The organism is Halosegnis longus (assembly GCF_009663395.1).
GTDB lineage: Archaea > Halobacteriota > Halobacteria > Halobacteriales > Haloarculaceae > Halosegnis > Halosegnis longus.
The window spans coordinates 2309743-2334663 of sequence record NZ_QKNW01000001.1 but is presented as its reverse complement, the minus strand read 5'-3'; the positions used below and the strand labels follow the sequence as shown (position 1 = coordinate 2334663).

Here is a 24921-nt window from a genome sequence, read left to right as displayed (position 1 = left end):
CGTGGCCGACCACCCCGACGACCACGCCCACGCCGGGCAGGACGATATGCACGGCCAGTGGACCTACGAGTACCGACTTCGCTTCGAGATCGGGAGCGTCGAAGACGGCTATCTCAGGTGCTACTCGGAGTGGACGGACTTCCGCGAGGGGACGATCGAGGCGGCGAAAGAGGCCGAGGAGAACGGGATGGCACAGGTCCATATCGAGACGCGTCGCGTCCACGAGACGCGTGCCTTCGAGGGGTGTCCAGAGTGACCGACGAGACTCCCTGCGACGAGTCCGAGCAGGCACCACAGCAGACGAGTACCGAATCGAGCGTAAATCGGGGGCTACTGCTCGGGGATGGCGGTTATCTTCAGCATCGCCTTTCCCTTTGGCGTCAGGCACAGGCGATCTCTGTCAATACCCATCCGCTCTACCAATCCAGCCTCCCTGAGCTTCTGGACAGTCTGCTCCGGGTCGTTGCCGGGTTCAATCTCAGCCAACCACTCCATCGGGGTACTGCACAGACTCCGCTCGTCAATGATTCTCAGCGCGGCCAAAATCTCCTCTCTGGGGGGGTCATTCACCATCTAAATAATAAAAGCGCGCTGTTGTATAATAACTATCGCTGGTCGGCGTCGGTAGCGTGCTGCTCGGAGGTGGCCTGACGTGGCCGACGAGACTTCTCACACCGTCGCGGAGTGGACCGACTCACCGTTCACCGCCCACGACCGACGCGGTGACACCATCGAGCACCGCGTCCGCGTTGTCCACACGCCGGGTGTTGGCACCGACGTGCTGCACGAGGTGCGGTCGGCCGACACCGACGAGATTCCAACAGAGTGGACGGCCGCCGAGCGCGTTGAGGGTCGCCCGCACGGGCTGTCCGTGACGGAGAGTCGCGATGGGTGGTTCGCGTGAGCGACCACACGACGCTGTACGCGCTCGCCGGCCATGCAGCAGGGGACTTCCCGCTACAGCCCGACGGGATGGCGGCCCAGAAGCTGGAGGATGCGTCTGTCCGCGCGACGCATGTCTCGATTTACACGACAGCGCTGATTCCATTCGCGCTCGCGTGCGACTGGTCCAGCCGCCAGCGAGCGGTCTTCTTCGTTGCACTCTGGGGCAGTCACTTCGCGATTGACTCACGGCGCTGGCATGACAGCGCCCCAATCTGGTTCGACCAAGCGTTCCACATCATCGCGCTCGCTGCGAGCGTGCTCCTCTCTGAGGTGACCGACGATGAGCAGTGACGCGTATGCGCGGTCCTCCCGCGCCTCCGGCGACGCGGTCGAAGCCGAGGTCATCCAGGTCGTTGAGGAACTCACGTCAGTCCCCGACGCGACGGCACGCCACTACGATGCCGTCGTTGAGACGGCAATCTCGCCGAGCAAGCAGATGCGAATGCTCGGCATCTGCATCCTCGAAGCCGGCACGCACGTCGAAATCAAGGGCTGTCAGCAGCGACTCGCAAGCGGCCAGCGCGGGCGATGGCATGTGCGACGTGGCCAACTGGAGACACTCGTTGAGGAGGGCGCATCCGTCCTGTTCGCGGTCTACCAGCCCGGTCGCTTCCCCGATCTGCTCGCGATGGTCGTCGTCCCTGCGACGGCGGTCGCACAGCTCGTCGCGGACCTCGGCGGGTGGCTCGACGCCGGTGAGGGCCGGACCGACGCAGAGGCCTACAAGCAGGTGTCGTGGACGCGACTCATCGCGCCTGAGTGCGTGGAGGGACCGAATGTCTGACGCGCGTCTGCCGTCCGGCGGCTCGGCGGCTTCGCCGTCGGGGGAAACCACCCCCGCTTGTTTCGACTGGAGCTAGTAGATTTAAAGAGGGTCGCGCACACTCTCAGCTATCAAGCACGAGTAAGACACACGCACGGCTCACCGGTGTGGAAGGCGGGAGGGTAGGAACCTCCCGAAGGAGCACAATCGTACTCTACCCTTCTGCGCGGTGTATCTTAAACCTTCCCTCAGTTAGCGGCGGCTGTGCCGTTCGCGCGAGTGGAAGCGACCAGCCTGTGCGTGGCCATGAGGCCACGATGCACGCATATCTCCACACAGAGCCGGGTCTGCAGGCCGGTCTTCACGTCTCGACCCCGAGGGTCGAACCGTCGGAGACCGACGAGCAACTGCGATCGACAGTCACGGAGGGGTCGCGATGACCGCTTCGGACCGCGCGCAGTGGATCGTCGTCGCCTGCACGGACTGTCGCGAACACTGGCTGCTTGAGAACAGCGAGCGCACCGTCACTGCGGAGTGTCCTCGCTGCGGGCGTACACACCTCCGTCGGAAGCTGCAGCCACTCGCAACGGCGGCGACGGACCAGGAGGCCGCCGACAAGCGTGCTGAACTTCTGATGCAGACTGCCCGCTCGACGGGCGGCGCGACCGACGAGCCCGTCGCGATGGAGTCGTTCGCCTCGGCACGCGACCGCGTCGAGGCACTCTCGCTCGCCGAGCAGAGCGCAGAGACTGCCCGAGCGACCGGCGACGCCCCGACGCTCGATATTCCGAAGGTTGGCCACGAGGAGTGGAATGAGGCGGTGTGGGCCGACCTCGCGGCACAGGGCGGGCTTCTCGAACCAACCCGTGCCGAGCAGGTGCAAGAGGCGCTCGTTGAGGACGGGCCGTTCGCGTTCAACACGGTCGCGACAGATATCGACGAAGACACCACGCTTCCCGACCCCGACTGGCCGCGCGACGAGGGGTCACTCACTCCGATTTTCCCCGGCGACGACACCGCGCTGAACGATATCGAGCTCAAGATCGGGCCGAAGATGTCGCAGTGGGGGCCGACGCTCGTCGAGAAGCTGCTCGAACCCGCAGCCGACGCGCTTCGCGACCGCCTCCGTCGTGATGACGAGTTGCCGTCCCGGCGCGACGTGTCGGCGGTCGCGACGTGGCTGGTCCGCGTCGCCGGCGTCTCCGCGTTCGACGAGACGTGGGCGCACCAGTTCGCGGAGTTTGCGCTCGACCGGCCTGACGAGTCGCAGTACGACGACATGGCCGACGCCGAAGAGGTCCGAACGCGCGCGGCCGTCGAAGCGCAGCAGCGGGCGCGCCGTGAGACGCTGACGCAGGTCGCTGTGCCGGGCGGGACACCGTCGGGGTCGGTCGAGCAGGTCGTGCGGGGGCCGATTGCGGCGCTCACCATCCTCGACGACCTCCTCGACATCTCGATTCGCTTCGACGCTGCCGCGTGGGCCGCCGCCGACACACGGACCGGGCAGCGGTCCATCGACCTTCTCCACGCGCTTGCACGCACGTCGACGGTGAAGATCGTCGTGTCGTCGCGCGGGCTCGCCGAGCAGTTGGCGGCGTACGACATCACGGCCGACCTGACTGAGCCGTTCGAGGCGACCCCCCCTACTCAGGCCGAGGCCACACAATCGCGAAGCCAACAGGAGAAAGCTCGCGACCGCCTGGATGCCATCGACAACTGGCAGAACGGCTACGGTCGCGTGCTGCTCGCGCTTCCGGACGACCGCGCGATGCGCCAACAGGAGCTGCTGGAGACGGTCGTCAACCTCAGCAGTTCCGGCGTCTCACGCGCGCTCAGTACGCTCGAACGCGCTTCGCTCGTTCGCAAGGAGTCGGACGCCAACTACAACGTGGTGTCGCTCACGTCGCTCGGTGAGGTTGCACGCGCACACATCGACAGCAAGGATGGGAGCCTCCGTGACCCCCCCCCCCAGTCGACCTTCGATGTGGACTTTACTGGACAACATACCCGCACCAAGGTCTCCGATTGCGACGAACAATGGCTCAGACTTACCGTGTACTTCACGTCGATGACGAAGTAGAGTTTCTCGATCTAATCGAGGCGTATATGTACAGTGTAGCACCGGATATCGTTTACGAAACCACGAACGACCCACACGAGGCACTTGCTCGAGTCAAATCGGACGACGATAGCATCGAGGCGCTCGTCACTGACTTCGATATGCCCGAGATGAACGGGCTCGAATTACTGCAAGCCGTCCGAGAACTGGACGAGCGACTGCCGGTACTCCTCTACACCGGGCTTGGGAGCGAAGAGGTGGCCGCCGAAGCAATCAGTACCGGCGTCACCGACTACATCCAGAAGGACCACGGTAAATCTCACGTGCAGGTGCTGTCGAACACCCTGCGGAACGCTATCGACCGGGCCGAGGCCGAGGAACTCGCGGAGCTTCGACTTGCCGCGTTAGAGGCTGTGCGAGAGGGTATCGCAGTGTTTTCGCCCGACGGCGAGTTAGTGTATGCGAATCCAGCCCACCAGCGCCTGTACGGATACACGCTGGAGGAGGCAGTGGGAACATCGTGGACGGATTTTCACCCAGACAGCGACGTAAATACGATTCGTGCAGAAGTGTTGCCCGCAGTAGAGCTATCCGGTGAGTGGCACGGAAGTGGCACGGGGCTCCGAGCAGACGACACCGAGTTTCCGGAGTCGAAATCGATCTCGGAAATGCCAAACGGCGGGTTTGCTGTCGTCGTTATCGACGCCGATCAAGAGTCTGACGCATCTGTGTGAGCGACCGGTTCTGTAATCAGTACAGTTCCGAGCACGTGTCCCCGACCGAGGATCTCAACAGATTACCGTCAAGCGAGAGCCGGTCACCGATGTAACTCTCAAACTCAAATCGGTCGTACGCAGGATCGTCTCCCTACCCTTCATCTGATGAGTCAAATAGGAACGAACAGAATAACAATTAATTGCATGTGGTAGCATGACACATGCGTAATTCAAATGGGTAACCTTGAGGACAGAAATATCAAAAATCGAATTCAGCGGTCTGTAGAGCCCCATTTTTCCGATATGGACCATGTACAGCAGCAGTGGTTTCTTCAACAAGAGGATGATTCGTCGGTTTCCAGAGCAGATCCTGTTCGTCTCGTGGTTGAAGATATCTACAGTGTTCCCGGAATCGGAACTATCGCGTCTGTAGAAATCCACAACGGGACTGTCTCTGTAGGCGATGAAGTCGTCTTCCAACCATCAGATGCCAACGGTAAAATCAAAAGTGTAAATGAACATTCGGATAAGATTCCCGAGAACATACCTTTCGACAACACGCTCGTCGGCATACGCGGATTAAGAAAAGAGGAATTCAACTGCGGGGATGTCGGTGGCCCCGCTGATAGTCCCCCCAGCGTCGTCAAGAGATTTCAGGCCCAGATTGCCGTGAAGCAGCATCCGTCTGTGCTCACAGAAGGGTACACTCCAGACTTCCAGATTCACACGTCACGGACCGCCTGTGCTATCGAGTCGATCGACTGGAAGCTCGATCCGTCAAGCGGCGATATACGTGATGCAGGCGTAGACGATCCGGACTACATTCAAGCCGGAGATTCCGCATTAGTCACGGTTCGGCCACAACGCCCTATCAGTGTTGAGACAGCGACAACGGTTCCTGAACTGGGTGTCTTCACAGTACATGATATGAATATGACCATCGCGATTGGACGTATAAACAGAACCGGTGGTGATAGTACGCGCTGCTCAGGGTGTGGCGCGAATCTGTCCGAATACGGTCGTGTGGATTTCTGCCCAGAGTGCGGGGCTCAAACGGGGGCAAGTGGAGACTCCGAGACCCGGGTGTACGACCCGTAGATCTTTCCGACCGTCTCAGTAGCACAGCCGGGAGGTCAAACGAGCCTTTCAATAAGGCACAGTGCTGAATATACGCGCTCTATGCAGCAGCGTCTTCGACTTCTACGAACTCAGTAGTTCACCAGATCGAAGAGTAGTGCTCGCAGACGCGATTGCAGTCCGCCGTCAACGTCCCCGGTCGGCCGGCGTACGCGTACGTCGCCGTACTGGTTGAGTTCGGTCTCGATGCGATAGGTCAACGACCATTCACCAACTCCATTCTGAAAGTCAATGACCACGGCACGATTGTCGACGATTCGTCGGAGTCGTCCTGTCTCACGATGCAGCGTCACCTCGATCCAGCAGTCACCGAACCCCGAGATAGGAGCAAACGGTAGTGGGACGGCCTGTGCGTATGCGTCCGCGCCGGAGAGGCGGTACGTGACGGTCGCTTCGTCGGCAGCGATTCGCGTCCAGTCGGTCCGGTGGGGACGGATGAGGTCACGACGGACCGGTTCGGAGGCCCGCTCGTAGTCACCACTGACGAACCGTCCGCTCTGTTCGTCCGACACGCGTACGGTGTTCCCAGCCGGAGTTGGTTCGTCGTGGTCATAGATGACGGCTCCGTCGGTGATGTACCGGACGTTCGTCAGTGGAAGGGCGTAGTTGTCGTTGAATACCCGATTGTAGTGAAGTAGCGCCCACAGGGTCTGGTGTGGCGCGATGTACTCTCTGTCGGGGACGTCCGTGAGACGGTTGCTGCGTGTCAATGGCGTCTCGAACGTCGTCAGCGTGTGGAGCTGCCGCCGCCGAGAGGGTTTGTGCCACAGTCGACGGATATCGAGAGCATACGGAGCTTCACCAGTCCAGTCGTCCAGCACCCGGACCCTCGTGACGGCGCGGTGATCGGCGGCATGCCGGTGTCGAGCTGCCGCGATAATCTGCGCCCGCGGTGACTCACCCGTTGGGAGCGCTGGGTCGTATGGACGGATGTCCGCAACCCGAATCCCACCGTACCCCGTAATCGTGCTGAGGGTTGCGATCCCTGCTCCGGCGAGGAACCGCCGGCGGTTCATTCGGCACCCGCTGAAGCAGTCGTCGCCGGCTGCCACCCTCCGACCATCCGGGTGTGCTGCTCTGGGCCCTCCCAGACCACACGAGTCGTCGCTGGGCTTGGAATCTCGTGACGGAGCGTCGCTCCGGGGGTGAGTGGAAACGCCGCGGCTGTGTCGGTATCGCCCCGGTCGACCCACACCGTTTCAACGCCATCGGCATCTGGTGTGACTACGACAAGTCGCCCGGTGTTCTCAGGCGTCACGGGATTACCACGGTCGAATGTCACGATGAGTGCAGACTGGTCGGAGTCCCAATCGAAGGAAGCGAAGATGTTCGGAGCACTGGTCGGGTAAGACTCCGTTGAGGGGCCACTTGGTGCGAGCGAGCAGCCAGCAAGCCCGGGAGCGAGGGCCACAAGCAGGGAACGCCGATTCACACACGCTATATGTCGCCGAATTCGTAAATACGGCTGGGTAACCGCGTCCACGCATCGGGACGAGGTAAGCCGGTCACGCCACTACCCACTTATTACGACGAGCCTCCACCCCAGGCTTGCGCTTCGATAGTGCCGGTGCCTCCCAAGAGGCGACCCCGCAGTCCGAACACGCTTCCCTGGGAGCGACGCTCAGGCCATGCTCCGCCCCGGAGCGCCGGGCCCGTAGAACTGCCCGTGGAATCCGAAGGGGAGCCGGTGGGGAAGATGTGCTCGGCCCAGCTCGCTCAGCGTAGTGGCATCCAGACAGACGAGCTGAGAGCGGTCGGCTTCGGGGTTCAACACGACCGAGAGAATGATGCCGTCATCCTCGTCGTCCGTGTCCGGCGACGGCACGAACAGCGGCTCGCCTGGGTGGGTGCCCGATTCGCGCCACTGCCGGACGGTCCCCGCCTCGACATCGACCTTTGTGATGCCCGTCGGGAGACTTGAGCTGCCGTCCGTCTCAGCGAGATAGACATACCGGTAGTGCCGGCCGTTCACCGCCCGGTAGTTGATCGTCGGGAACTCGACGGGCCCCTGATACAGCGTCTCCGATGCGACCTCGCCATCGGACAGCGCGACGCTGTACCGGCGCAGGTCGCCGCGAGGCAGGTCGGGGGTGTCGCTCCGGAGGTTCGAGAGCGCGAGTCCGGTGACCGCCCGCTCGTCGTCGAAGGCCACCAAATCGACGACGATCTCCCCGTCGCGCTCGTATGCGTTCGCATGATGGTAGACGAACGCCGGCGGCGCCGACGCGGTCGTTACGTGCTCTCCAGTCGACCGGTCGAGAACGACGAACCGCAACGGCGCGTCGAGCGGCCGGAACGCATCAAGGAACGTCTCCCTCGTCACCGTCCCCTTGAGCAGCTGGCCAGTGTCGAGCCCGAACGCGTTCACCGTGACTACGGCGTATCGGTCGGTTACGGCAAATGAGTGAATGTACGGCGCCTCATCGAAGCGCAGTCGCGTCAGCGCGGTCGGTTCGCCGCCGTTCCCCGGGCGCTTGAATAGCGTGTACACGGTGTCGCGGCCGTACTCGACGCCTATATTGTAGAAAGCATCCTCGTCGCCGTCGTAGTGGACGTGCGCGAGCGTCAGGTCGCTGTCGAGTCCCGCGGTGAGGTCGATCCGGCCGGTCGTTTCGAGCGTGTCGGGATCGAACGTCAGCGCCGTCGGTGATTCGGTGATTGCCGCGTACTCGTCGCCGAACCGCTGGACGCCGATAACGGGGTTGTCCGGGAAGGTCCCGTCGAGGACCTGTCGGAGCCGCGTTCTGAGCGGCCGGTCGGGCGGCGTTCCCGGAAACGGGGTCCGAACGCCGCCCTCGTCGCGCGCGAACGCGTAGTCACGGCTCTCGACGAATCGGTTGGTGTATGTCACGGTGCCGTCGGTGATCCGGAAGCGGCGGAGCATCGCGAACGGGTCGAACCAGTGGCGCAGCGCCGTGTCGCCGGCCTCGAACTGTCCCGGTCCGTTGCTAATCAGGTCACCGGACAGCCAGTCCGGAAAGGCCCCATCGACTGGGAGCGCCTTGTCGTCGACCTCCTCGTGTTGTGTGCGGAGGCCGGCGCGGTAATCAGCGGGGTCTGTCATGGATGTCACTCTGGCTGAGTCGTCCTATGTCTGTCGCCGATGTTGGTCGCTGACAACGCTCACCGATAGGGTGGCTTTCCTCTCCCTCGGATAGCGATTGAGCTAGTCCACGTGACGGACTGTGTCGCCATCCCGACTGACCCGGTCGAACGTTGAGAGATACACAATCCGGTCGTGAACCTCTTCATCATCCAACTCTAGTTTCGCGGCCAGTTCGTCGACGGTCATCGGCTCGTCGACGAACATTCCGAAGACGTGACAAACCAGTTGACCAACTACGTATCCTACTGGGAATCAACTCTAGTCCGATAGTTATCAGCACCGTAGCACTTTCTGCGGCCACAGTACCTCAATTGGTCACGATACTCGACGTCGGTAGAGCGATCCCAAACAATGTTTACTGTTTCACTGTAATCAAGAACGGTTCATGTCACGCACCGCAAACCACGCCGACGGCGACATTGTCCGGGACTTCCCCTCGGTCGCGGACCCCCTTGAGGAGCCACAGCTTTCCCAGCTGTACGCGTACCTCGCTCGGGAGGGCGAGGCGACTGTCCGAGACGTGACCGACGACCTCGAACTCGCTCAGCGGGGAGGTTGCCATTCGACAACCACGTAGTCACAGCAGTATAGATCAAACCCACGACTGTTGGGTGCCTAATCCAATATTAAATAGCAGTATTGAAAAAGAGAGAGAAGGTTCATGGTAACCTCTTTTATCCTCTATCTCAGATAGTCGAAGTATGGCTGGCTCTGTTCGAGTTCTTCATATTGATGATGAGCCGGATTTTGCGAGTCTGACGTCCAATTTTCTAGAACGCGAGTGTGACTACTTTGACGTGGTCACTGAAACGCGAGCAACAGACGGGCTTGAACGGATTCGGAACGGAGATCTCGATTGTATCGTCTCAGACCACGACATGCCCTCAATGACAGGGATCGAGTTGCTCGAATTAGTCCGTGACGAGTATCCCGACTTGCCCTTTATCCTCTTTACTGGCAAGGGCTCTGAGGAAGTCGCAAGCGATGCTATCTCGGCAGGTGTCACGGATTACCTGCAAAAAGAGAGTGGCACTGACCAGTACGCAATACTCGCGAATCGTATCGAAAACGCTGTTGAACGCCAGCAGTCACAAGAAGCTGTCAAAGAGCAGAAGCGTCGGCTCGAAACAATCATAAATAACGTTCCCGGGCTGATTTATCGATGTCAAAACGAACCGGGGTGGCCGATGAGCGAGGTCGCCGGCGAGTGCGAAAAGCTCGTTGGGTACTCTCCTGACACAATCGAATCGGGGGCTGTCTCATGGGGTGAAGACGTGATTCATCCAAACGACCGGGCAAAAGTCTGGGATGACGTTCAGGGGGCAATTGAAGATGGCGAGCCGTTCGAGCTAACGTATCGGATCAAAACAGAAGACGGCCAGATAAAATGGGTGTGGGAGCGTGGCCGAAACGTCACGGATTCCGATGGCGAGATTATCGCGCTTGAGGGGTTCATCACGGACATTACAGAATCCAAACGTCGTGAGCGTCGCTTCGAGGCTATCTTCAACAACACCTATCAGTTGACGGGTCTCCTCCAACCAGACGGAACGGTCATCGAAGCTAACGAGGCGGCACTCTCGTTCGCAGGCGTCGAACGTGACGAGGTCGTTGGGATGCCACTGTGGGAAGCAGAGTGGTTCCAATCAGGCCAGCAAGCTCGGGATGTGGTTCGCGAGGCAGTCGAAACAGCACGAGACGGTGAGCTGTTCCGCGATGAGATTAAGATTCAAGGGACTGACGGAGAAGCTTTCATCGACTTCTCCGTTCGACCGATAACCAACGACGACGGCGATGTCACATTACTTATTCCAGAAGGACGGAATATCTCCGAATTGAAGCAGCGTGAACAGAGTTTGCGCGAACAGGAACACCAATTTGAGGCGGTTTTTAACGACCCAAACCTCCTCGTCGGTCTTCTTGACACCGATGGTACGGTCAAGGACGTAAACGAGAAAGCGCTCGAATACGTCGACGTCTCACGAGAAGATATCGTCGGCGACCCGTTCTGGGAAACGCCATGGTGGACTGAAGATTATCGAGCAGCGATCAAACAGTGGGTTGCTGAAGCTGCCGACGGCGAGTACGTCGAGTACGAGGCCGACCATCCGACAGAAGACGGCGGAAAGGCCACTGTCGAAGGGAATTTCCGGCCAGTTATGGACGATGATGGGGCAGTCTCTCGTATTATCGTCTCTGCAAAGGATGTAACACAACGACGGCGCCGAGAACGCGAATTGAAGCGACGCAACGAGCAGTTCGATGAATTCGCAAGCTTCGTTTCACATGACCTCCAAAGCCCGATTTCGACAGTCCAGGGACGCTTGGAATTGGCTCTCCAAACGGGGGAGATGGAGCACGTGAGAAAGGCCGCTGAAGCGATCGACCGCGTTGACGAGTTACGCGATGATTTCGTGACGACGCTTCGAACGGGAGAAATCGTTTCGGAGACGGAACGCATCGAGTTAGCATCCATAATCGATGACGTTTGGACTGCCGTCGATCCGCCACAGACGGCCTCGGTAACGGTGGAAGAAGGAACACAGATTGAGGCTGATACCGATGCACTCCAGCGGGTGCTCGAGAACCTCGTGGGCAATTCAATCGAACATGGGCCCGACGACGTTGTGATTCAGATGGGAGAGTTCGAATCCGGGTTCTATTACGAGGATAGCGGCCCCGGTATTGATCCGGAACTCCGGGACCGAATTTTTACACCGGGGTTCTCGACAAAGAACGGTCAAGAAGGTATCGGGATGGGGATGGCGAGTGTTCGTCAGATCGTGCTCGCCCACGGGTGGGCGATTCGTATCAAAGACGGTGCGGACCTCGATGGAGTCCGATTCGAGATCACCAACTCGTAGCCTCGACTGGTCGCCATTGTTACTCAAAACAGACAGCGGGTACACACCCCGATACAACATCGCGCCTGCCGACGATCTCCACATCATCACGACTGGGCCTTCATCTTCGGCGTGATCGTCGGTGCGACGGAGTTTGTCCAGCGCCGAATCGTAGTCACCCGCCTCGGGAGTTCGGTCGAGAAGGATGCCCTGAACCGACTCACCCTCATCGGGACGTTCAATCCAGACAGCATCGTCATCGAGGTCGTCACCATTTGTGGCGATTCAGCCTTCTCGAAACCGGATTTGTCCTGTGCTGCCATTGCAACTCCACTTTGTAGGGGGATGATAATCACTAGTTCACCCACCCGGGAGGGGTCAAACATTTACATACCAGTTAACTCTGTTGAAATGATTAAGAACTGATATGATCGGCGTGCGAGATACGGAGGATGTAGTCAACAGGGGAACTCACTCCTTTCCGAGGTTGTTCTCATGAGTTGGCTGCTCGATGCTGTTGGAACAGCGACAGTTGATAGCGTCTTTCCACGATATGCTACCAGTAACGCTTTTGTAGTTGTCTTATACAACCCGCACGTGCCTCAGCATTCTACAGAACTACAGGAATCGATTTCGATGGCTCCGGAGCCATCGGACTCGTTTACAAATCTTCCACGGGACCAGTGGCGAGACGTGTTCTTCTCATTATCCGAAGACGTGAGAGAACACCTCATTACTGATCTGTCCCGGTCTGAGCTGGTGACGTTTATTAATCAACTCGATCCGGACGAGGTAACGGACGTTCTTGGGTACACAGATGAGGGGGCACGTGAGGCACTGCTCACAACGCTCGATAGCGAGCGCCGCGAGAAAATCAACTTCCTCCTCTCGTTTGACCCTGAAAGTGCAGCCGGAGTGATGAGCCTCGATTACGTCACTGTCGATGAACGGCGGGACTTCCAGGGAGTGATCGAACGCGTTCGTCAGTTCGAAGAGAGAGAGAGAGGGGAAGGTTCCGACGATTTTCGTTACTTCGAATGGGAAATTACGTGGCGAGCTCCCTGGAGGAGCGCTGTCCGTGGCCGACCCCGAGACTGAGGCGATCAGCGATTTCGTCCAGGAGACCCCGTATGTCCGGTACGACCGCGATGACGAAGAGGTTCTTGAGGTGTTCAAGCAAAACCGCGAACGTTCAGTAGCCGTACTCGATGAAGAGGAAGACATCCTCGGTGTGATTCACGCCGAGGACTTGTTAGGGCTGCTCGAAGAGAGGCAGGGTGAAACGCTCTACGAGTTCACTGGTGTCGCCGAAGAAGAGAGCGTGCTCGATGGGATTGGAACGAAGGTCCGTCGGCGGTACAAGTGGTTGATCCTCAATCTCGGCACGGCGTTCATGGCTGCAGCGGTCGTAGGATTGTTCGAGTCAACCATCGCTGCCGTCGCCATCTTGGCGGCATACATGCCGGTCGTGGCCGGAATGGGTGGAAATGCCGGGACACAAGCGATGGCGGTGACAGTTCGTGGAATTTCACTGGGTGAAGTATCTCTCAACACCGGCAAGCGTGTCATCTTCAACGAAGCCGCTGCCGGTGCTGTCAATGGGATGATCACCGGTGTGCTCGTCGCCGTGATTGCTACCGCCTTTTCATTCGGTGAGTTCGGCCTCTTACTCGGGGCTGTGATTGGTATCTCGATGGTCGCAAATCTCGTCATCGCGGGCTTTTTTGGTGCCATCACGCCGCTGTTGCTCGACCGAATGGGATACGACCCAGCCACGTCTGCGACGATTTTCATCACCACGGCGACCGATGTGCTGGGGTTCTTGGTCTTCCTCGGATTGGCCCAAGCAGTCCTGTTGTAAGTACCGCTAATACATTCGTGTACTTGGACGTGCATCGTTGTCTGGCACTCTAATTGAACTGCGCTATACAAGATATGGGCTCTGTATTCAGCACGGTCCTAAGAACATGGCACTGGCTGAGTATTTCAACAGAACCTCGCTTGTTCAGCCCGTGAATGTGGACAATCTCGGCGTGTCGCTGTGACCAGTAGCTCTTCAGCCAGTTGTGTGAGACGTACGGCACGCCGAAGCTGCAGACGTGCAGATGCGGGAGTCCAATGTGAGTGGATTCGGAACTCCCGCCGAACTCCAGCGCCCGGATTCGAGCAGTGCACGCGTCGCCAGATGCCCCTGCGGTTGATATCACGCTCGCCTCCAACGGCAATGCAGTGTTTGACGGCGTGGCATACGGCGAGTCCGGGTACGCGACGGTCCCTGCTGGCGACTACACACTCGACATTCGTGGCGATACCGAGAACAACGACGGAGAGGTCGTCGCAAGCTACGATGTGAGCCTCAGCGGTGGCGAAGTATACTCGGCATTCGCTGTTGGCTACCTGTCACCGGATAATGAACCGGCTGACACCAACTTCGCCTTAGTCGTCAGCCCAGACACGATGCAATCGACCGGCTCTTCCGGAGGCGGTTCTGGTAGTTCCGGCGTAAGCTACTGACCGTCTCATTGCACGGCTGTAGCTTTATTTAGCTGGACTGACCTGCGCGGCTCAGACACGCCCGTGGTAGCAAGTATCCGGGTACGTCCACACGGACTATGCGGACGTTGAAGATGAGTACCGCGCGGATATCTTCAACTTCGGTCTGTAGCTGCTCGGTCCTGTCTGCGCGAATCCTTGTTGTAATAAACTCTACTTAATTGGTCACTTCTCAGAGTCTCGATCGCCGCGCTGTCCGTCGTTTATGACGTTACGGTTTTACTCGATTTTGTTCAGGTAGCTGAAATCCATACTGCGAGCCGGTGAAATCAAACCTTGATCGCGTTTCTATTCCGGCGAATACGTGGCTGAGAACGCTCTCCCAGCAGGCACATTTAAACAATCCTGCCCTATCCTGTAGCCGTCAGTCTCGGTCGGCTAGCGCGTGTCGAACGAGTCGATTACGTCGCTCGTCGAGTACGTCTCGACGACGTCCTGTTCGTCGAAATCGGAATCGTCGCTCCAAATGCCGGCGTCGCTAGCCAGGGCACACGCAACGTATAGCACGTCGTCAGAATCGGTCTCGCCGATCGCCGCGTCGGCCTGCTCGATGTGGGGATAGAACTCGTCTGCGGGGACGACCTCGATGTACTGGAACAGGAGGTCGATGAACTGCTGGACGCGCTGCGGTTCCATTCAGGACTTCCCGACGATGAGGTCTTCGTAGTTCCCGATTTCGTCGTGGACGAACGCGGGCGTCAGCAAATCGGGTTCGAGCGTGACGATGAGTTCACGCGTTTTCGAATCAGCGATGAGCGCAGAAATGACGACGTTGGCGTCGATAACCAGCTTCATCCAAGAGGCTAGTCCGACTGTTCTTCGACGCGCTCGCGTCCACGCTCGTTGATTCGATCCGCAATCTCTGTCACGTCGCTCTCAGTGAGCTCGCTCTCGCTGGTGAGTTCGTCCATCACTTCGAGGGCCTCGATTTTCTCCTGGATGGCCTGTCGAGTGACCTCACTCCAGTTGATCTCTGGGTGTCTCTCCATTCGGTCTTTGAGCTCGTCGTCCACGTTGACGGTGATACTAGGCATACAGGAAAATTTGTAGACACAGAATATTGTGCTTTGCGGTGCATCGACTGATTCGAGAGCCCTCTGAGCCCCATATTGTTCGGGTATCCATCGCTTCGAATTCCAATTTCCACTTATGTATCGTCGAAATAACCGTAGAGTAGGCGTTCGAACTAAACAGGTTTCGGGGGCTTCCCGTGCAATATCTGGGTTGGGTTTTCCAGTAGTTCTATCAGCGTCGGCTGGGAAGTGATGGGTAGTTAATGAGACGGCGGACGTTCCTCCGAACCGGCGTTACGGCGAGCCTCGTCGCTGGACTGGCTGGCTGTGCCAGCGACACCAGCGACGACTCACCGACGGCGCCGCCCACGACGACTGACGGGTCGGCGACGACCACCGAAGCAGAACAGACGACCGAGCAACCCGAAGAGACGACGGACGACCAGCCGGACATCGATCGGCCAGCAAACTATCGGTGGGATATGCAACCTGGTCGCAACGACTTGCTGCGCGAGGAACTCGGCCAGTACGTCGAGGCGTCGGTCGGCAACGTCGTCGAGGAACATCCCGCCTTCGAGTATTCGACGGACTCCGAGCGCGACAATCACGAGATTGACTTTGAGGCGTTGAAACTGTACCGCGACAGCAACTTCGACATCCTCAAACGAGACTCCCAGAATCCCTTGGAGCGGTGGGTCGAAGCGTTCGTTAATGAAGACCTCTACGCAGACGAGAAACACGGAGAGAATTTCCACTATAATGATACTGAGGCCCCGCGAAGCTACTCCACTGAGAAGTGGTTGAACGCGGATACTGTTGAAGAAGCCCTTGACCTCGGCCACGGCTTAGTCCTCACTATTGGCAATCCGATTAACGTACCTGAACACGCGGCTGTAACCCGGGAAGCGTACAAACGCTACCACGACTTGACGTTCTCGCATGGGAAACCCCCAATCAGGGCGGCGTCACCCCGAGCGGCCTCATGTACAGCCCCGACGACGACACAATTCGGAGCTTCGACCACCAGCGAAGCGCTCACAGTTCGAAATCAGCCCACCTCCACACACCGGTGCAGGACTGGCCGTTTATCACGGAAGGAGACCACCATCATCCGCTGTTGTTCCACACCGACGAGTGGAATCGCGGCGACGTAGACGGGTTTGGGCAAGCAAAGGGGTTCGCCTCTGGATCGATAACTTCGATTGCAGATGATAGTAACTCGATAGCTGCGACGTTAGCCAACGAGCAGTACCCGCAACAAGTGAATTTGCAGTTACTACCGGGGTAGTGAAGCAGCTGTCCCGGACAACACTGGAGTACAACAGCAACGATGCCGACTTCCAGCATCTCTGGGATTTCGCTAATATCGTGAAAACCATGGAGATAAAATCCGGCACCTACGTCATCGACTCCGGCATCGAAAACGACGACTACGACGGAATCTTCGAGGGAAGTATCGCCGTCTACGAGATTGAAGACGAGTCAGTAGTTGACGCCGTCTGGGACGATCAAGCCGGCGAATACGACAACTTCGGACAGGTCTACGACGAGCTTGCGAAGCTAGCAGAACGGTAATCTCTGCATCCGTACTTGGCGATATCTAGTCATCTATACTGAATTCGGATTGCTTGCAACGGTGGTCGTGGCCCAAGCAGCAGACGAACATCGAATCTTCTGACTGCTCATCGAATCCGGAACCATAGATGAATAATCGGAAGGGGATTGACGCGAACAAAACGCCGTTAAAGGAGCTTAAACCCCCGATTTGGGCTACCGATTGCTCCTTTGCTCCACTTTGTTCAGCTCGATGAGCAGTCGGAACACCGCCTTCACGAGATTCGAGTCCACGTCGAACTGCTTTGCGTTCTCGCCGGCGCGGTCCATCACCGCCTGCTCTTGCGTCTCGTCGGTCGTCGGGATGTCGTGTTCCCGTTTGACCGCCGCGATGGACTCCGCGACGTAGGTGCGTTGGGCGATGAGCTGGACGATTTCGTGGTCGATACTCCGGATCTCCTCGCGCAGTTCGTCCAGTTCCATCTCTTCGACGTTCATGTCAGCTGTGCTCCCGCCTGTTGTGTTGTCGTCAGCCATGTTGTTCCCTCGTATTCTGCCCACGTCGTCTGCGTCTGTTCCATCTGCTCGCGCGTGCCGACCGCGACGTAGCTCGGTCCCGTCCCCGAGAGCGAGACACCGTGTACGTCAGGCAGCGCGTCGAGCATCGGCTCGGTGTCGAAGTGCAGTGCGCCACAGTAGGCGAACCCGTTGACCGTCATCGCCTCGCCGTAGCGGGAATCGAGCGCTAACTCCTCGACCACCCGTGCGGTGCCGGCGATGCGTTTACACCGCGCCACGTCGGCGTCGGCGGAGTAGGCCCGCTCGTCGGGAGTGAAGACCGCGACGTGCCACTCCGGCTCCTCGCGGGCCAGCAGTTCGTCGCTCGTGTTGTCCGTCACGGTCACGCCACCGAGCATCGACGCGCTGGCGTCGTCGAACGCGCCCGTAATCGTCACGCCGGCCCCGCGGGCCGCCTGCACCCCGAGTCGGCAGGCATCCTCCCGGTCCATCTCGACGCCGAGCGCGTCGAGCGTCGCGAGAACCGTCGCGTTCGCCGCCGCCGACGAGGACTTCAGCCCGCCGGCCATCGGAATCGCCGTCTCCGTGCGGACGTGGCCGCCCACCTCGCGGTCGTGCTCGCGCGCGACCGTCTCGACGCACGCCTCGATGAGCGTCGTGTCCGCGTCGGGTTCGTCGGCCACCTCGCCCGTCACCTCGCCCGCGCCGTCGAGTTCGACCGTCGCGTGGACGTACTCGTCGATGGCGAACGCGCTGCCGTGGCCGGTGGCGAGCGCGTTGAGGACCGTCCCCGCCGCGGGCGCCCGTGCGGTGGCTCGCATTGTCCCTGAGAGTCCGGGCACGAGTAAAGCCGTGACGGTCCGAACAACGAACACGACGGTTTTTCCGCCGCCCTGCCGAAGGCCGGGTATGAGCTTCCGCAGCGACATCGCCCCCGAACTCATCGACATCTCGCTGGAGCCGGAGGGCGTCGAGGTGACCTACGCCGACGGCCGGAGCGTCTTCTATCACGGCGTCCCGACGAAGGTGGAAGAGACGGTCACCACCGCACCGGGCAAGGACGTGCACGTCCTCGTCACCGACCCCTCGGAGGAGGAGGGCGTCATGCTGTACGTGAACGACCGCGCGACCGACGACGACATCCTCCGGGCGACGGGCGTGGGTCGGGTCATCATCGACCGCGACGAGACGGAGTCCATCTTCCCCGGCGTGGAGGCGACGAACGCCGGCTACCGCACCGAAATCTCCGCCGACCCCGAGACCGCCCGCGGGCGCGTCTTCGTCTTCGCGGAGGACGAGCTCGGCGAGGAGAGCTACGAAATCGTCGGGGAGGAGTGATGCCCCTCCCGACTGCGTGGTCGGACCTGACGCGCGCGACCATCGGGAGCGCTCCCGACCGCTACGGCGTCATCGAGTTCGGCACCGACGGCGAAATCGAGGCAATCGAGGCTGGAATGATTCGTGACGTATTGAAGGAAGCACTCACCTACGGCGACCACGAGCAGGTCCGCTGGAAGGCGGCCGAGCACCGCGAACACGCCGAGCGACTCGCCAGCGAACACCGCGACCGGCTGTCGCCGTGACCGGGGGATTGAAACTCGCGCCAGACCTCTCGCCTGTATGACTGACGAGACGGTGCGGCTCCCGGTGGCCGCCGCGAAGAAGCGCGAAGCCGGCCGCGGCGTCGCCCGACTCCCCGAGCCGGCGCGGTCGCGACTCGGCGTCCTCTCGGGGGATACGGTCGTCATCGAGGGTGACCGACAGGCCGTCGCGAAGGTGTGGCCCGGCACCGAAAACGACGTGGTGCGAATCGACGCCGACACCCGCGCCAACGCCGGCGTCACCGTCGGCGACGAGGTGACGGTTCGCCGCGTCACCGTCAGCGACGCGAACCGCGTCACCCTCGACGTGCGCGGCTCGGTCCCCGGCAACGCCGAATCGCTCCTCAAGCGGTCGCTGTTGGACCGCCCCCTGCGCGCCGGCGATACGGTCCATCTCGACGCCGCCGACATCGAGGCGCGCGTCACCGCCACCGACCCGGACGGCGTCGTGATGGTGACGGAGACGACGACACTCTCCGTTCAGGGGAACGAGACCGGTGAGGACGCGCCGTCCGGCTCGACCGACACCGAGATACCCGTCTCCGAGGAGCCAGCAGACGCCGCCACGACGACCGCCTCCGGCGTCGCCTACGAGGACATCGGCGGGCTGGACGAGGAACTCGATTTGGTTCGCGAGATGGTCGAGCTTCCCCTCTCGGAGCCGGAGCTGTTCCGCGAGGTCGGCGTCGACCCACCGAAGGGCGTCCTGCTGCACGGGCCGCCGGGCACGGGGAAGACCCTCATCGCCCGCGCCGTCGCCAACGAGGTGAACGCCAGCTTCCGGGTCATCAACGGCCCGGAAATCGTCTCCAAGTACAAGGGCGACAGCGAGGAACGGCTCCGGACGATGTTCGAGGAGGCCGCCGACAATCAGCCGGCCATCATCTTCATCGACGAACTCGACGCCATCGGCGGCGAGCGCGACGAGGAAAGCGACATGGAGAATCGGCTGGTCGCGCAACTGCTCACTCTCCTCGACGGTCTGGAATCCCGGGGGCAGGTCATCGTCATCGGCGCGACGAACCGGGTCGACGCTATCGACCCCGCGCTCCGTCGCGGCGGCAGATTCGACCGCGAAATCGAAATCGGTGCCCCCGACGAGACCGGTCGCCGCGAGATTCTCGACGTGCACACGCGGGCGATGGCGCTTGCCGACGACGTGAACCTGGACCGCCTCGCGGCCCGCACCCACGGCTTCGTCGGCGCGGACGTGAAGACGCTCACGCAGGAGGCGGCGATGGCCGCCCTCCGCGACCGCGAGAACCGCGACGAACTCCGGGTGAACCGGGGCGACTTCGACGACGCGCTGGCGGCCGTCGACCCCTCGGCCATGCGCGAGTACGTCGCCGAGACGCCGACCGTCGACTTCAGCGACGTGGGCGGACTCGACGAGGCCAAGACTACCCTCCGCGAGGCCGTCGAGTGGCCCGTCCAGTACGCCCCGCTGTTCGAGGCGGCGAACACCGAGCCGGCCTCCGGTGTCCTGTTGTACGGGCCGCCGGGAACCGGAAAGACACTGCTCGCGCGGGCACTCGCCGGCGAGACGGCGGTGAACTTCATTCGGGTCGCCGGTCCCGAACTGCTGGACCGCTACGTCGGTGAGTCGGAGAAGGCCGTCCGTGAGGTGTTCGACCGGGCGCGACAGGCGGCCCCTTCTATCGTCTTCCTCGATGAAATCGACGCGCTCGCGGGGATGCGCGGCGGGGGCGACTCCGAGGTGACGGAACGCGTCGTCTCGCAACTGCTGACGGAGATGGACAACGCCGCCTCGAATCCGCGGCTCGCGGTGCTTGCGGCGACGAACCGGCAGGGCGCGCTGGACGAGGCGCTCCTCCGGCCGGGGCGACTGGAGACCCACATCGAGGTTCCCAATCCCGACGAGGACGCCCGCCGTGCAATCCTGGGCGTGCACACCGACGACAAGCCGCTCGCCGACGACGTGGACCTGGACGCGCTGGCGACGAGCACGGAGGGGTTTTCGGGCGCGGAACTCGCCTCCCTCGTGCGCGAGGCGTCGATGCACGCGATCCGGGCCGTCGCGGACGGTCGCACCCCGGCGGAGGCGAACGAACACACCGACGAGGTGGTGTTGACGGCCGACGGGTTCGAGCACGCCCTGACTCGCGTGACGACCGACGAGTAGCCACGGAGGAGCCGACGGCGTGTGCTTTATTGACGCCGCTGTCGAATCCGATGGTATGGTACAGTGTGAGATGTGCGGCAGTGAAGTCGCAAATCCGACGACGGTGAAGGTGGAGGGCGCGGAACTCGACGTGTGCAGCGACTGCACCGAGTTCGGCACCGAGGTGCGCCAGCAGTCCTCGTCCTCCTCGTCGAGCAAATACTCCACATCCTCGTCGTCGTCGTCCTCGTCGTCTTCGTCCTCCTCCAGTTCGACGGGGTCGGGCGGGTCGGGTGGCCAGAGCCGCCGCCGTGACATGTTCGACACGATGGACCAGATTGCGACGGACTACGACGACCGCATCCGGAACGCCCGCGAGTCCGCCAACCTCTCACAGGAGGAACTCGCCAAGAAGCTCAACGAGAAGGCGAGCGTCATCCGGAAGCTCGAACGAGCCGACATCATGCCGACAGACGAGGTCCAAGAGAAGTTGGAGTCCGAACTCGGCATCTCGCTCACGGAGGGCGACAGCGGCGACGACGACTACGAGTTCGAAGGCGGCTCCTCGTCGGGGTCCTACACGCTCGGTGACGTGGTCAAGCGGAAGGACTGATGCAGCTTCGACTCGTCCGCCACGCCACGCTCGAACTCGACATCGACGGGACGCGCTTTCTGGTCGACCCGATGCTCGACCCCGAAGGCGCGCGCCCGCCGATTCAGAACACGCCGACCGACGATCGGAACCCGACGGCTCCGTTCCCGTCGGTCGACCTCGATGCCGTTGACGCCGTCGTCGTCACCCACCTCCACGAGGACCACATCGACGACACGGCCCGCGACCGCATCGACGGCGTCCCGGTGTTCTGTCAACCCGAGGACACCGACGACCTCGAAGCAAGTTTCGACGACGTGCGACCTGTCTCCGGGCTCGTCGAGTTCGAGGACATCACCATCGCTGCCACGCCCGCCCGCCACGGCACGGGCGACCTCGCTGAGCAGATGGGGCCCGTCACCGGCTTCCTGTTCGAGGGCACGGAGACCACCTACGTCGCCGGCGACACCGTCTGGTACGGCCCGGTCGGCGACGTGCTCACCCAACACGAGCCCGACACCGTCGTCGTCAACACCGGCGAAGCGCAGTTCGTCGAGGGCGACCCGATTACGATGTCGCGTGCGGGGGTCGCGTCTGTCGCCGATATCACCGACGGCGAGGTCGTCGCCGTCCACATGGAGTCGATAAACCACTGTCTCTGTACCCGAGAGGACCTGCGCGAGCATCTCGAGGACGAGGGTGTCGAGAACGTCACCATCCCCGCCGACGGCGAGCGCGTCTGAGTCGCGAACGAACAGCTATTTGCGGCCGCCCCTCGCTCTGGGAGTATGTTCGTTCTCGTCAATCTGAAGACGTACGACTGTGACGCCGTCGCCATCGCGGAGGCCGCCGCCGAGGTGGCCACAGACGCCGACGCTCGCATCGCCGTCGCACCGCAGGCCGTCGACCTCGCCGCCGTCGCCGAGACGGGCGTCGAGACGTTCGCGCAACACGTCTCCCCGAACGGCCACGGGAGCCACACCGGGTCGACCCTCGCCGACGCCGTCGCACAGTACGCCGACGGCACCCTATTGAACCACTCCGAGCGCCGCCTCCGACTCGCGGACATCGACGCGAGCATCGAAGCCGCCCACGACGCCGGCCTCGAAACCGTCGTCTGTGCGAACAATCCCGAACAGATAGCCGCCGTCACTGCGCTCGGCCCGGACGCGGTCGCCGTCGAACCGCCGGAACTCATCGGCACCGGCGTCTCGGTCGCCTCGGCCGATCCCGACATCGTCGAGGGTGCAGTCGCCGCCGCCGGCGACGTGGACCCGTCGGTCGACGTGTTCTGTGGAGCCGGCATCTCGACGGGCGACGACGTACTCGCCGCCCGCGACCTCGACGCTCGGGGCGTATTGCTCGCCTCCGGGGTCGCCAAGGCCGACGACCCGCGCGCTGCCCTCGAAAACCTCGTCGCTGGGTTATAGAATCTCCGTTTGGGTCTGCTCGTGGGATTCTGGCGCTTCGTCTTCCGCGCCAGCCCCTGATTTTGCCGCGTTCACGAGCGACGAGTCCGTGATGATCTCGGCGTCCGTGGCCATCGACTCGGCGTCCGACTCCGCCGGCTCGGCGTCCGACTCGGTCGACTCCTCCGTGGAGTCCCGTGTCGACTCACCCGTCGCACCGTTCTCAATCGTGGGCAGCAGTTCGGTCACTCGCGCGACGGCCGTATCGAGCGCGTCGTCGCCGAGCCGTCCGTCGTGGCGCGTCTGAATCTCGGCGCGCAGCCGCGACCGGTAGCCCCCGCGCCCCGCGTGTTCGACCAGGTCGCTCGCGCGCAGTTCGCCGTTGCGCCGGTACGCCGTCGTCCGGTCGCCGTCGCCGCCGGCCCGGACGTGGGCGTCGAGGGGCGACAGCTTCGGTTCCGTCCGGTAGACAGCGAGCATGCCTCGCGCGATTGGGTCCAGCGACGCCAGCGTCTCGCGGAGGTTCGCGACCACCGACCGCTCCGTGTCGCCGGCGAAAGACGGCTCCACGTCACCCGGCGCGTCGATACTCTCCGGAGCCGGCTCGTCCTCGCCGTCGCTCGCGGCCGTCGACCCATCCGTGCCGTCGGAGCCGTCTGCTTCGCCGGGCTGGTCGCTGCTTCGTTCAGTCGCGTGCCCTCCATCTCCCGCCGCGGTTTCCGCCTTCTCGGCCATCCGTCCCGCGCCGAAGTCGGTCGATTCCAGATGGGCGAAGCCGTCGCTTGCGGCCTGGCTCTCGGCTTCGGCCTGCCGTTCCCGGCTCACCCCGTCGTCGCGCGTGACGACTGTGCCGCCGGATTCGCCGCGCTCGTCGTGTTCGTCGTGTTCGTCGTGTTCATTCAGCTCCGACTGTCGGCCGGTGATGTCGGTCCGGAACGCGCGCCCCGAGGCGTGTTCCAGCATCGCCCGCGAGAACCGTTCGGCCATCGCGGAGAGGTCCCTCGCCTCCTCCAGTTCCGCCTCCAGCTCTTTGATTCGCTCCTCCTTGTCCTTGAGTTCGAGCTCGAGCTCTTGGACCCTGGATTCGCGCTGTTGCTCGTTCTCGGAGATGGTCTCCAGCTCGCCCATCAGGTCGTCGGAGACGGACTTGAGCTCCGGGCGCTCGAAGTCGTCGAGACCGGGCGTCGCGCCGGCGTCGAACGTCTGTTTGCGCTCCATCTGCACCTGCCGGAGCGACTCCTCGAAGTCACTCATCATGAAACACTCGCCGTCGCCCAGCTCCTCGACGCGCTCCCGGTAGTCGCTCCCGAGGATTCTCCCCGCCACCTTCGTGTCGTTCGACCAGGTGAGCCGGTGCCACAACAGCCAGTCGCACTGCGTGATGAAGTCCTTCTTCACGTCGGCGGGCCGCTGTGAGATGCCGACCACGCCGAGCCCGTGTTTGCGCCCGCGCTTCCCCACCTTCACCAGCATCCGGCCACACTCGTCCATCCCGCCGCCCTCCGGGATGTACTCGTGAATCTCCTCGATGAGCATGAGGAACGGCTGTTTCTGCTTTTTCTCCTTCGCGAACAGCTGTTTGGCGACCTCCTTCAGCAGCTCGCGGGCGTCACGCTCGTCGAGGAAGCTCGACACGTCAAGGATGATGGGGACGCCCTGTTCGAGCGCGAGCGACGCCAGCTTCTCGGCGTGTTCGACCGACACCTGCAGGTCACACTCGTCGTCGGCCCCGACGTGGAGAATCTCGTACTCCTCTTTCAGCCCGTAGTACTCGCCGTCGATGTCGACGCACATCAGCGAGTAGCCGCGGTCGAGCAGCTTCTCGGCGATGACGGACGCGGAGTTCGACTTGCCGGAGCCGGACTTGCCGGTGATGAACCCCCGGCCCGTGAGGATATCGACGATGGGCAGGTCGACCGACTGGCCCGCCGCGTCGCCGGCGCTCACCTCGCCGACGGTGATGGTCTCCGTACTCATTACCGGAACGTG

26 protein-coding genes and 3 pseudogenes are annotated in these 24921 nt (G+C 61.6%); 19 read left to right on the top strand and 10 right to left on the bottom strand.

Translation table 11 applies throughout. The features are described 5' to 3' along the window. The first annotated feature begins 1 nt into the window (after nt 1). The gene (locus tag DM818_RS12635; protein WP_075936382.1) at nt 2-256 is read left to right on the top strand and encodes a hypothetical protein; all 255 of its coding nucleotides are present in this window, start codon (nt 2-4) and stop codon (nt 254-256) included. Between the two features lie 74 nt (nt 257-330). Here DM818_RS12635 and DM818_RS12630 read toward each other — a convergent pair whose 3' ends face one another. Continuing rightward, nucleotides 331-573, bottom strand: a complete 243-nt coding sequence (locus DM818_RS12630; RefSeq protein ID WP_075936383.1) for a hypothetical protein — start codon at nt 571-573, stop codon at nt 331-333. A gap of 79 nt (nt 574-652) precedes the next feature. Between DM818_RS12630 and DM818_RS12625 the strand changes: the two genes are divergently transcribed. The 6 genes from DM818_RS12625 (at nt 653) to DM818_RS12600 (ending at nt 5581) form a co-directional block, all read left to right on the top strand. Then, complete coding sequence (locus DM818_RS12625) at nt 653-904, top strand: hypothetical protein (protein WP_075936384.1); 252 nt, start codon at nt 653-655, stop codon at nt 902-904. Next, complete coding sequence (locus DM818_RS12620) at nt 901-1236, top strand: DUF3307 domain-containing protein (RefSeq protein ID WP_075936385.1); 336 nt, start codon at nt 901-903, stop codon at nt 1234-1236. The genes DM818_RS12625 and DM818_RS12620 overlap by 4 nt, the downstream gene beginning before the upstream one ends. Then, nucleotides 1226-1729, top strand: coding sequence for a hypothetical protein (locus DM818_RS12615; protein ID WP_075936386.1), 504 nt, complete (start codon nt 1226-1228; stop codon nt 1727-1729). Before DM818_RS12620 ends, DM818_RS12615 begins: the two co-directional genes overlap by 11 nt. Nucleotides 1730-2144: 415 nt before the next feature. Next, on the top strand, nt 2145-3788 hold the full coding sequence (locus DM818_RS12610; protein WP_075936387.1) for a helix-turn-helix transcriptional regulator: 1644 nt from the start codon (nt 2145-2147) through the stop codon (nt 3786-3788). Then, complete coding sequence (locus DM818_RS12605; protein ID WP_153952659.1) at nt 3746-4501, top strand: response regulator; 756 nt, start codon at nt 3746-3748, stop codon at nt 4499-4501. Before DM818_RS12610 ends, DM818_RS12605 begins: the two co-directional genes overlap by 43 nt. A gap of 216 nt (nt 4502-4717) precedes the next feature. Then, a complete protein-coding gene (locus tag DM818_RS12600; protein ID WP_079988849.1) occupies nt 4718-5581 on the top strand; it encodes an elongation factor 1-alpha C-terminal domain-related protein in 864 nt (287 codons plus the stop codon). Nucleotides 5582-5691: 110 nt separating this feature from the next. On the opposite strand, the gene DM818_RS12595 is transcribed toward DM818_RS12600, so the two are convergent. The 3 genes from DM818_RS12595 to DM818_RS12585 all read right to left on the bottom strand — a co-directional run bounded on the left by DM818_RS12595 (nt 5692) and on the right by DM818_RS12585 (nt 8930). Further along, nucleotides 5692-6672 carry a hypothetical protein gene (locus tag DM818_RS12595; RefSeq protein ID WP_197738618.1) on the bottom strand — a complete coding sequence of 327 codons (981 nt, stop codon included), beginning with the start codon at nt 6670-6672 and terminating at the stop codon, nt 5692-5694. Nucleotides 6673-7241: 569 nt separating this feature from the next. Further along, nucleotides 7242-8684 carry a carotenoid oxygenase family protein gene (locus tag DM818_RS12590; RefSeq protein ID WP_075936390.1) on the bottom strand — a complete coding sequence of 481 codons (1443 nt, stop codon included), beginning with the start codon at nt 8682-8684 and terminating at the stop codon, nt 7242-7244. A 102-nt stretch (nt 8685-8786) separates the two neighbouring features. Further along, a complete protein-coding gene (locus tag DM818_RS12585) occupies nt 8787-8930 on the bottom strand; it encodes a hypothetical protein (protein ID WP_153952658.1) in 144 nt (47 codons plus the stop codon). Between the two features lie 181 nt (nt 8931-9111). Between DM818_RS12585 and DM818_RS12580 the strand changes: the two are divergent. Both DM818_RS12580 and DM818_RS12575 read left to right on the top strand, forming a co-directional pair. Next, nucleotides 9112-9273, top strand: a pseudogene (locus DM818_RS12580) (ArsR family transcriptional regulator); the annotation flags it as partial. Nucleotides 9274-9427: 154 nt separating this feature from the next. Then, nucleotides 9428-11590: a PAS domain S-box protein gene (locus DM818_RS12575; protein WP_153952657.1), complete on the top strand. Its 2163-nt coding sequence runs from the start codon at nt 9428-9430 to the stop codon at nt 11588-11590. Between the two features lie 86 nt (nt 11591-11676). Here DM818_RS12575 and DM818_RS12570 read toward each other — a convergent pair whose 3' ends face one another. Further along, entirely contained in the window at nt 11677-11892 is a 216-nt protein-coding gene (locus DM818_RS12570) for a hypothetical protein (protein ID WP_153952656.1), read from the bottom strand. 313 nt (nt 11893-12205) lie between these two features. Here DM818_RS12570 and mgtE point away from each other — a divergent pair. Together mgtE and DM818_RS12560 are read left to right on the top strand one after the other, a co-directional pair. Then, a pseudogene (gene mgtE, locus DM818_RS15395) lies at nt 12206-13430 on the top strand (magnesium transporter). Between the two features lie 263 nt (nt 13431-13693). Then, nucleotides 13694-14083 carry a DUF4397 domain-containing protein gene (locus DM818_RS12560; protein WP_075936393.1) on the top strand — a complete coding sequence of 130 codons (390 nt, stop codon included), beginning with the start codon at nt 13694-13696 and terminating at the stop codon, nt 14081-14083. 417 nt (nt 14084-14500) lie between these two features. Here the strand turns inward: DM818_RS12560 and DM818_RS12555 are convergent. Further along, nucleotides 14501-14917 (bottom strand): annotated as a pseudogene (locus DM818_RS12555) (PIN domain-containing protein). An 8-nt stretch (nt 14918-14925) separates the two neighbouring features. Continuing rightward, entirely contained in the window at nt 14926-15156 is a 231-nt protein-coding gene (locus DM818_RS12550) for a hypothetical protein (RefSeq protein WP_058983326.1), read from the bottom strand. A gap of 461 nt (nt 15157-15617) precedes the next feature. On the opposite strand from DM818_RS12550, the gene DM818_RS12545 reads away from it, so the two are divergent. Beyond that, complete coding sequence (locus DM818_RS12545) at nt 15618-16289, top strand: hypothetical protein (RefSeq protein WP_153952655.1); 672 nt, start codon at nt 15618-15620, stop codon at nt 16287-16289. 133 nt (nt 16290-16422) lie between these two features. Beyond that, nucleotides 16423-16710 carry a hypothetical protein gene (locus DM818_RS12540; RefSeq protein WP_075936397.1) on the top strand — a complete coding sequence of 96 codons (288 nt, stop codon included), beginning with the start codon at nt 16423-16425 and terminating at the stop codon, nt 16708-16710. 195 nt (nt 16711-16905) lie between these two features. Here the strand turns inward: DM818_RS12540 and DM818_RS12535 are convergent, their stop codons facing one another. Both DM818_RS12535 and DM818_RS12530 read right to left on the bottom strand, forming a co-directional pair. Then, a complete protein-coding gene (locus tag DM818_RS12535; RefSeq protein WP_075936398.1) occupies nt 16906-17226 on the bottom strand; it encodes a chorismate mutase in 321 nt (106 codons plus the stop codon). After that, nucleotides 17184-18029 carry a shikimate kinase gene (locus DM818_RS12530; protein WP_075936399.1) on the bottom strand — a complete coding sequence of 282 codons (846 nt, stop codon included), beginning with the start codon at nt 18027-18029 and terminating at the stop codon, nt 17184-17186. The genes DM818_RS12535 and DM818_RS12530 overlap by 43 nt, the downstream gene beginning before the upstream one ends. Before the next feature lie 88 nt (nt 18030-18117). Here DM818_RS12530 and DM818_RS12525 point away from each other — a divergent pair, with 88 nt between their 5' ends. The 6 genes from DM818_RS12525 to tpiA are packed head-to-tail and all read left to right on the top strand — an operon-like array spanning nt 18118 to nt 22953. Further along, nucleotides 18118-18546, top strand: coding sequence for a DUF5796 family protein (locus tag DM818_RS12525; RefSeq protein WP_075936400.1), 429 nt, complete (start codon nt 18118-18120; stop codon nt 18544-18546). Further along, nucleotides 18546-18791, top strand: a complete 246-nt coding sequence (locus DM818_RS12520) for a DUF7508 domain-containing protein (RefSeq protein WP_075936401.1) — start codon at nt 18546-18548, stop codon at nt 18789-18791. The genes DM818_RS12525 and DM818_RS12520 overlap by 1 nt, the downstream gene beginning before the upstream one ends. A gap of 37 nt (nt 18792-18828) precedes the next feature. Then, nucleotides 18829-20952, top strand: a complete 2124-nt coding sequence (locus tag DM818_RS12515) for an AAA family ATPase (RefSeq protein WP_075936402.1) — start codon at nt 18829-18831, stop codon at nt 20950-20952. A 55-nt stretch (nt 20953-21007) separates the two neighbouring features. After that, nucleotides 21008-21544, top strand: a complete 537-nt coding sequence (locus DM818_RS12510; protein ID WP_075936403.1) for a multiprotein bridging factor aMBF1 — start codon at nt 21008-21010, stop codon at nt 21542-21544. Beyond that, nucleotides 21544-22266: an MBL fold metallo-hydrolase gene (locus tag DM818_RS12505; RefSeq protein WP_075936404.1), complete on the top strand. Its 723-nt coding sequence runs from the start codon at nt 21544-21546 to the stop codon at nt 22264-22266. The genes DM818_RS12510 and DM818_RS12505 overlap by 1 nt, the downstream gene beginning before the upstream one ends. Before the next feature lie 45 nt (nt 22267-22311). Beyond that, nucleotides 22312-22953 (top strand): triose-phosphate isomerase, encoded by a 642-nt coding sequence (tpiA, locus tag DM818_RS12500; protein WP_153952654.1) that lies wholly within the window; start codon nt 22312-22314, stop codon nt 22951-22953. Here tpiA and DM818_RS12495 read toward each other — a convergent pair. After that, the gene (locus tag DM818_RS12495) at nt 22948-24909 is read right to left on the bottom strand and encodes a helicase HerA domain-containing protein (protein ID WP_153952653.1); all 1962 of its coding nucleotides are present in this window, start codon (nt 24907-24909) and stop codon (nt 22948-22950) included. The two genes, tpiA and DM818_RS12495, sit on opposite strands and share 6 nt — an antisense overlap. Nucleotides 24910-24921: the final 12 nt, after the last annotated feature.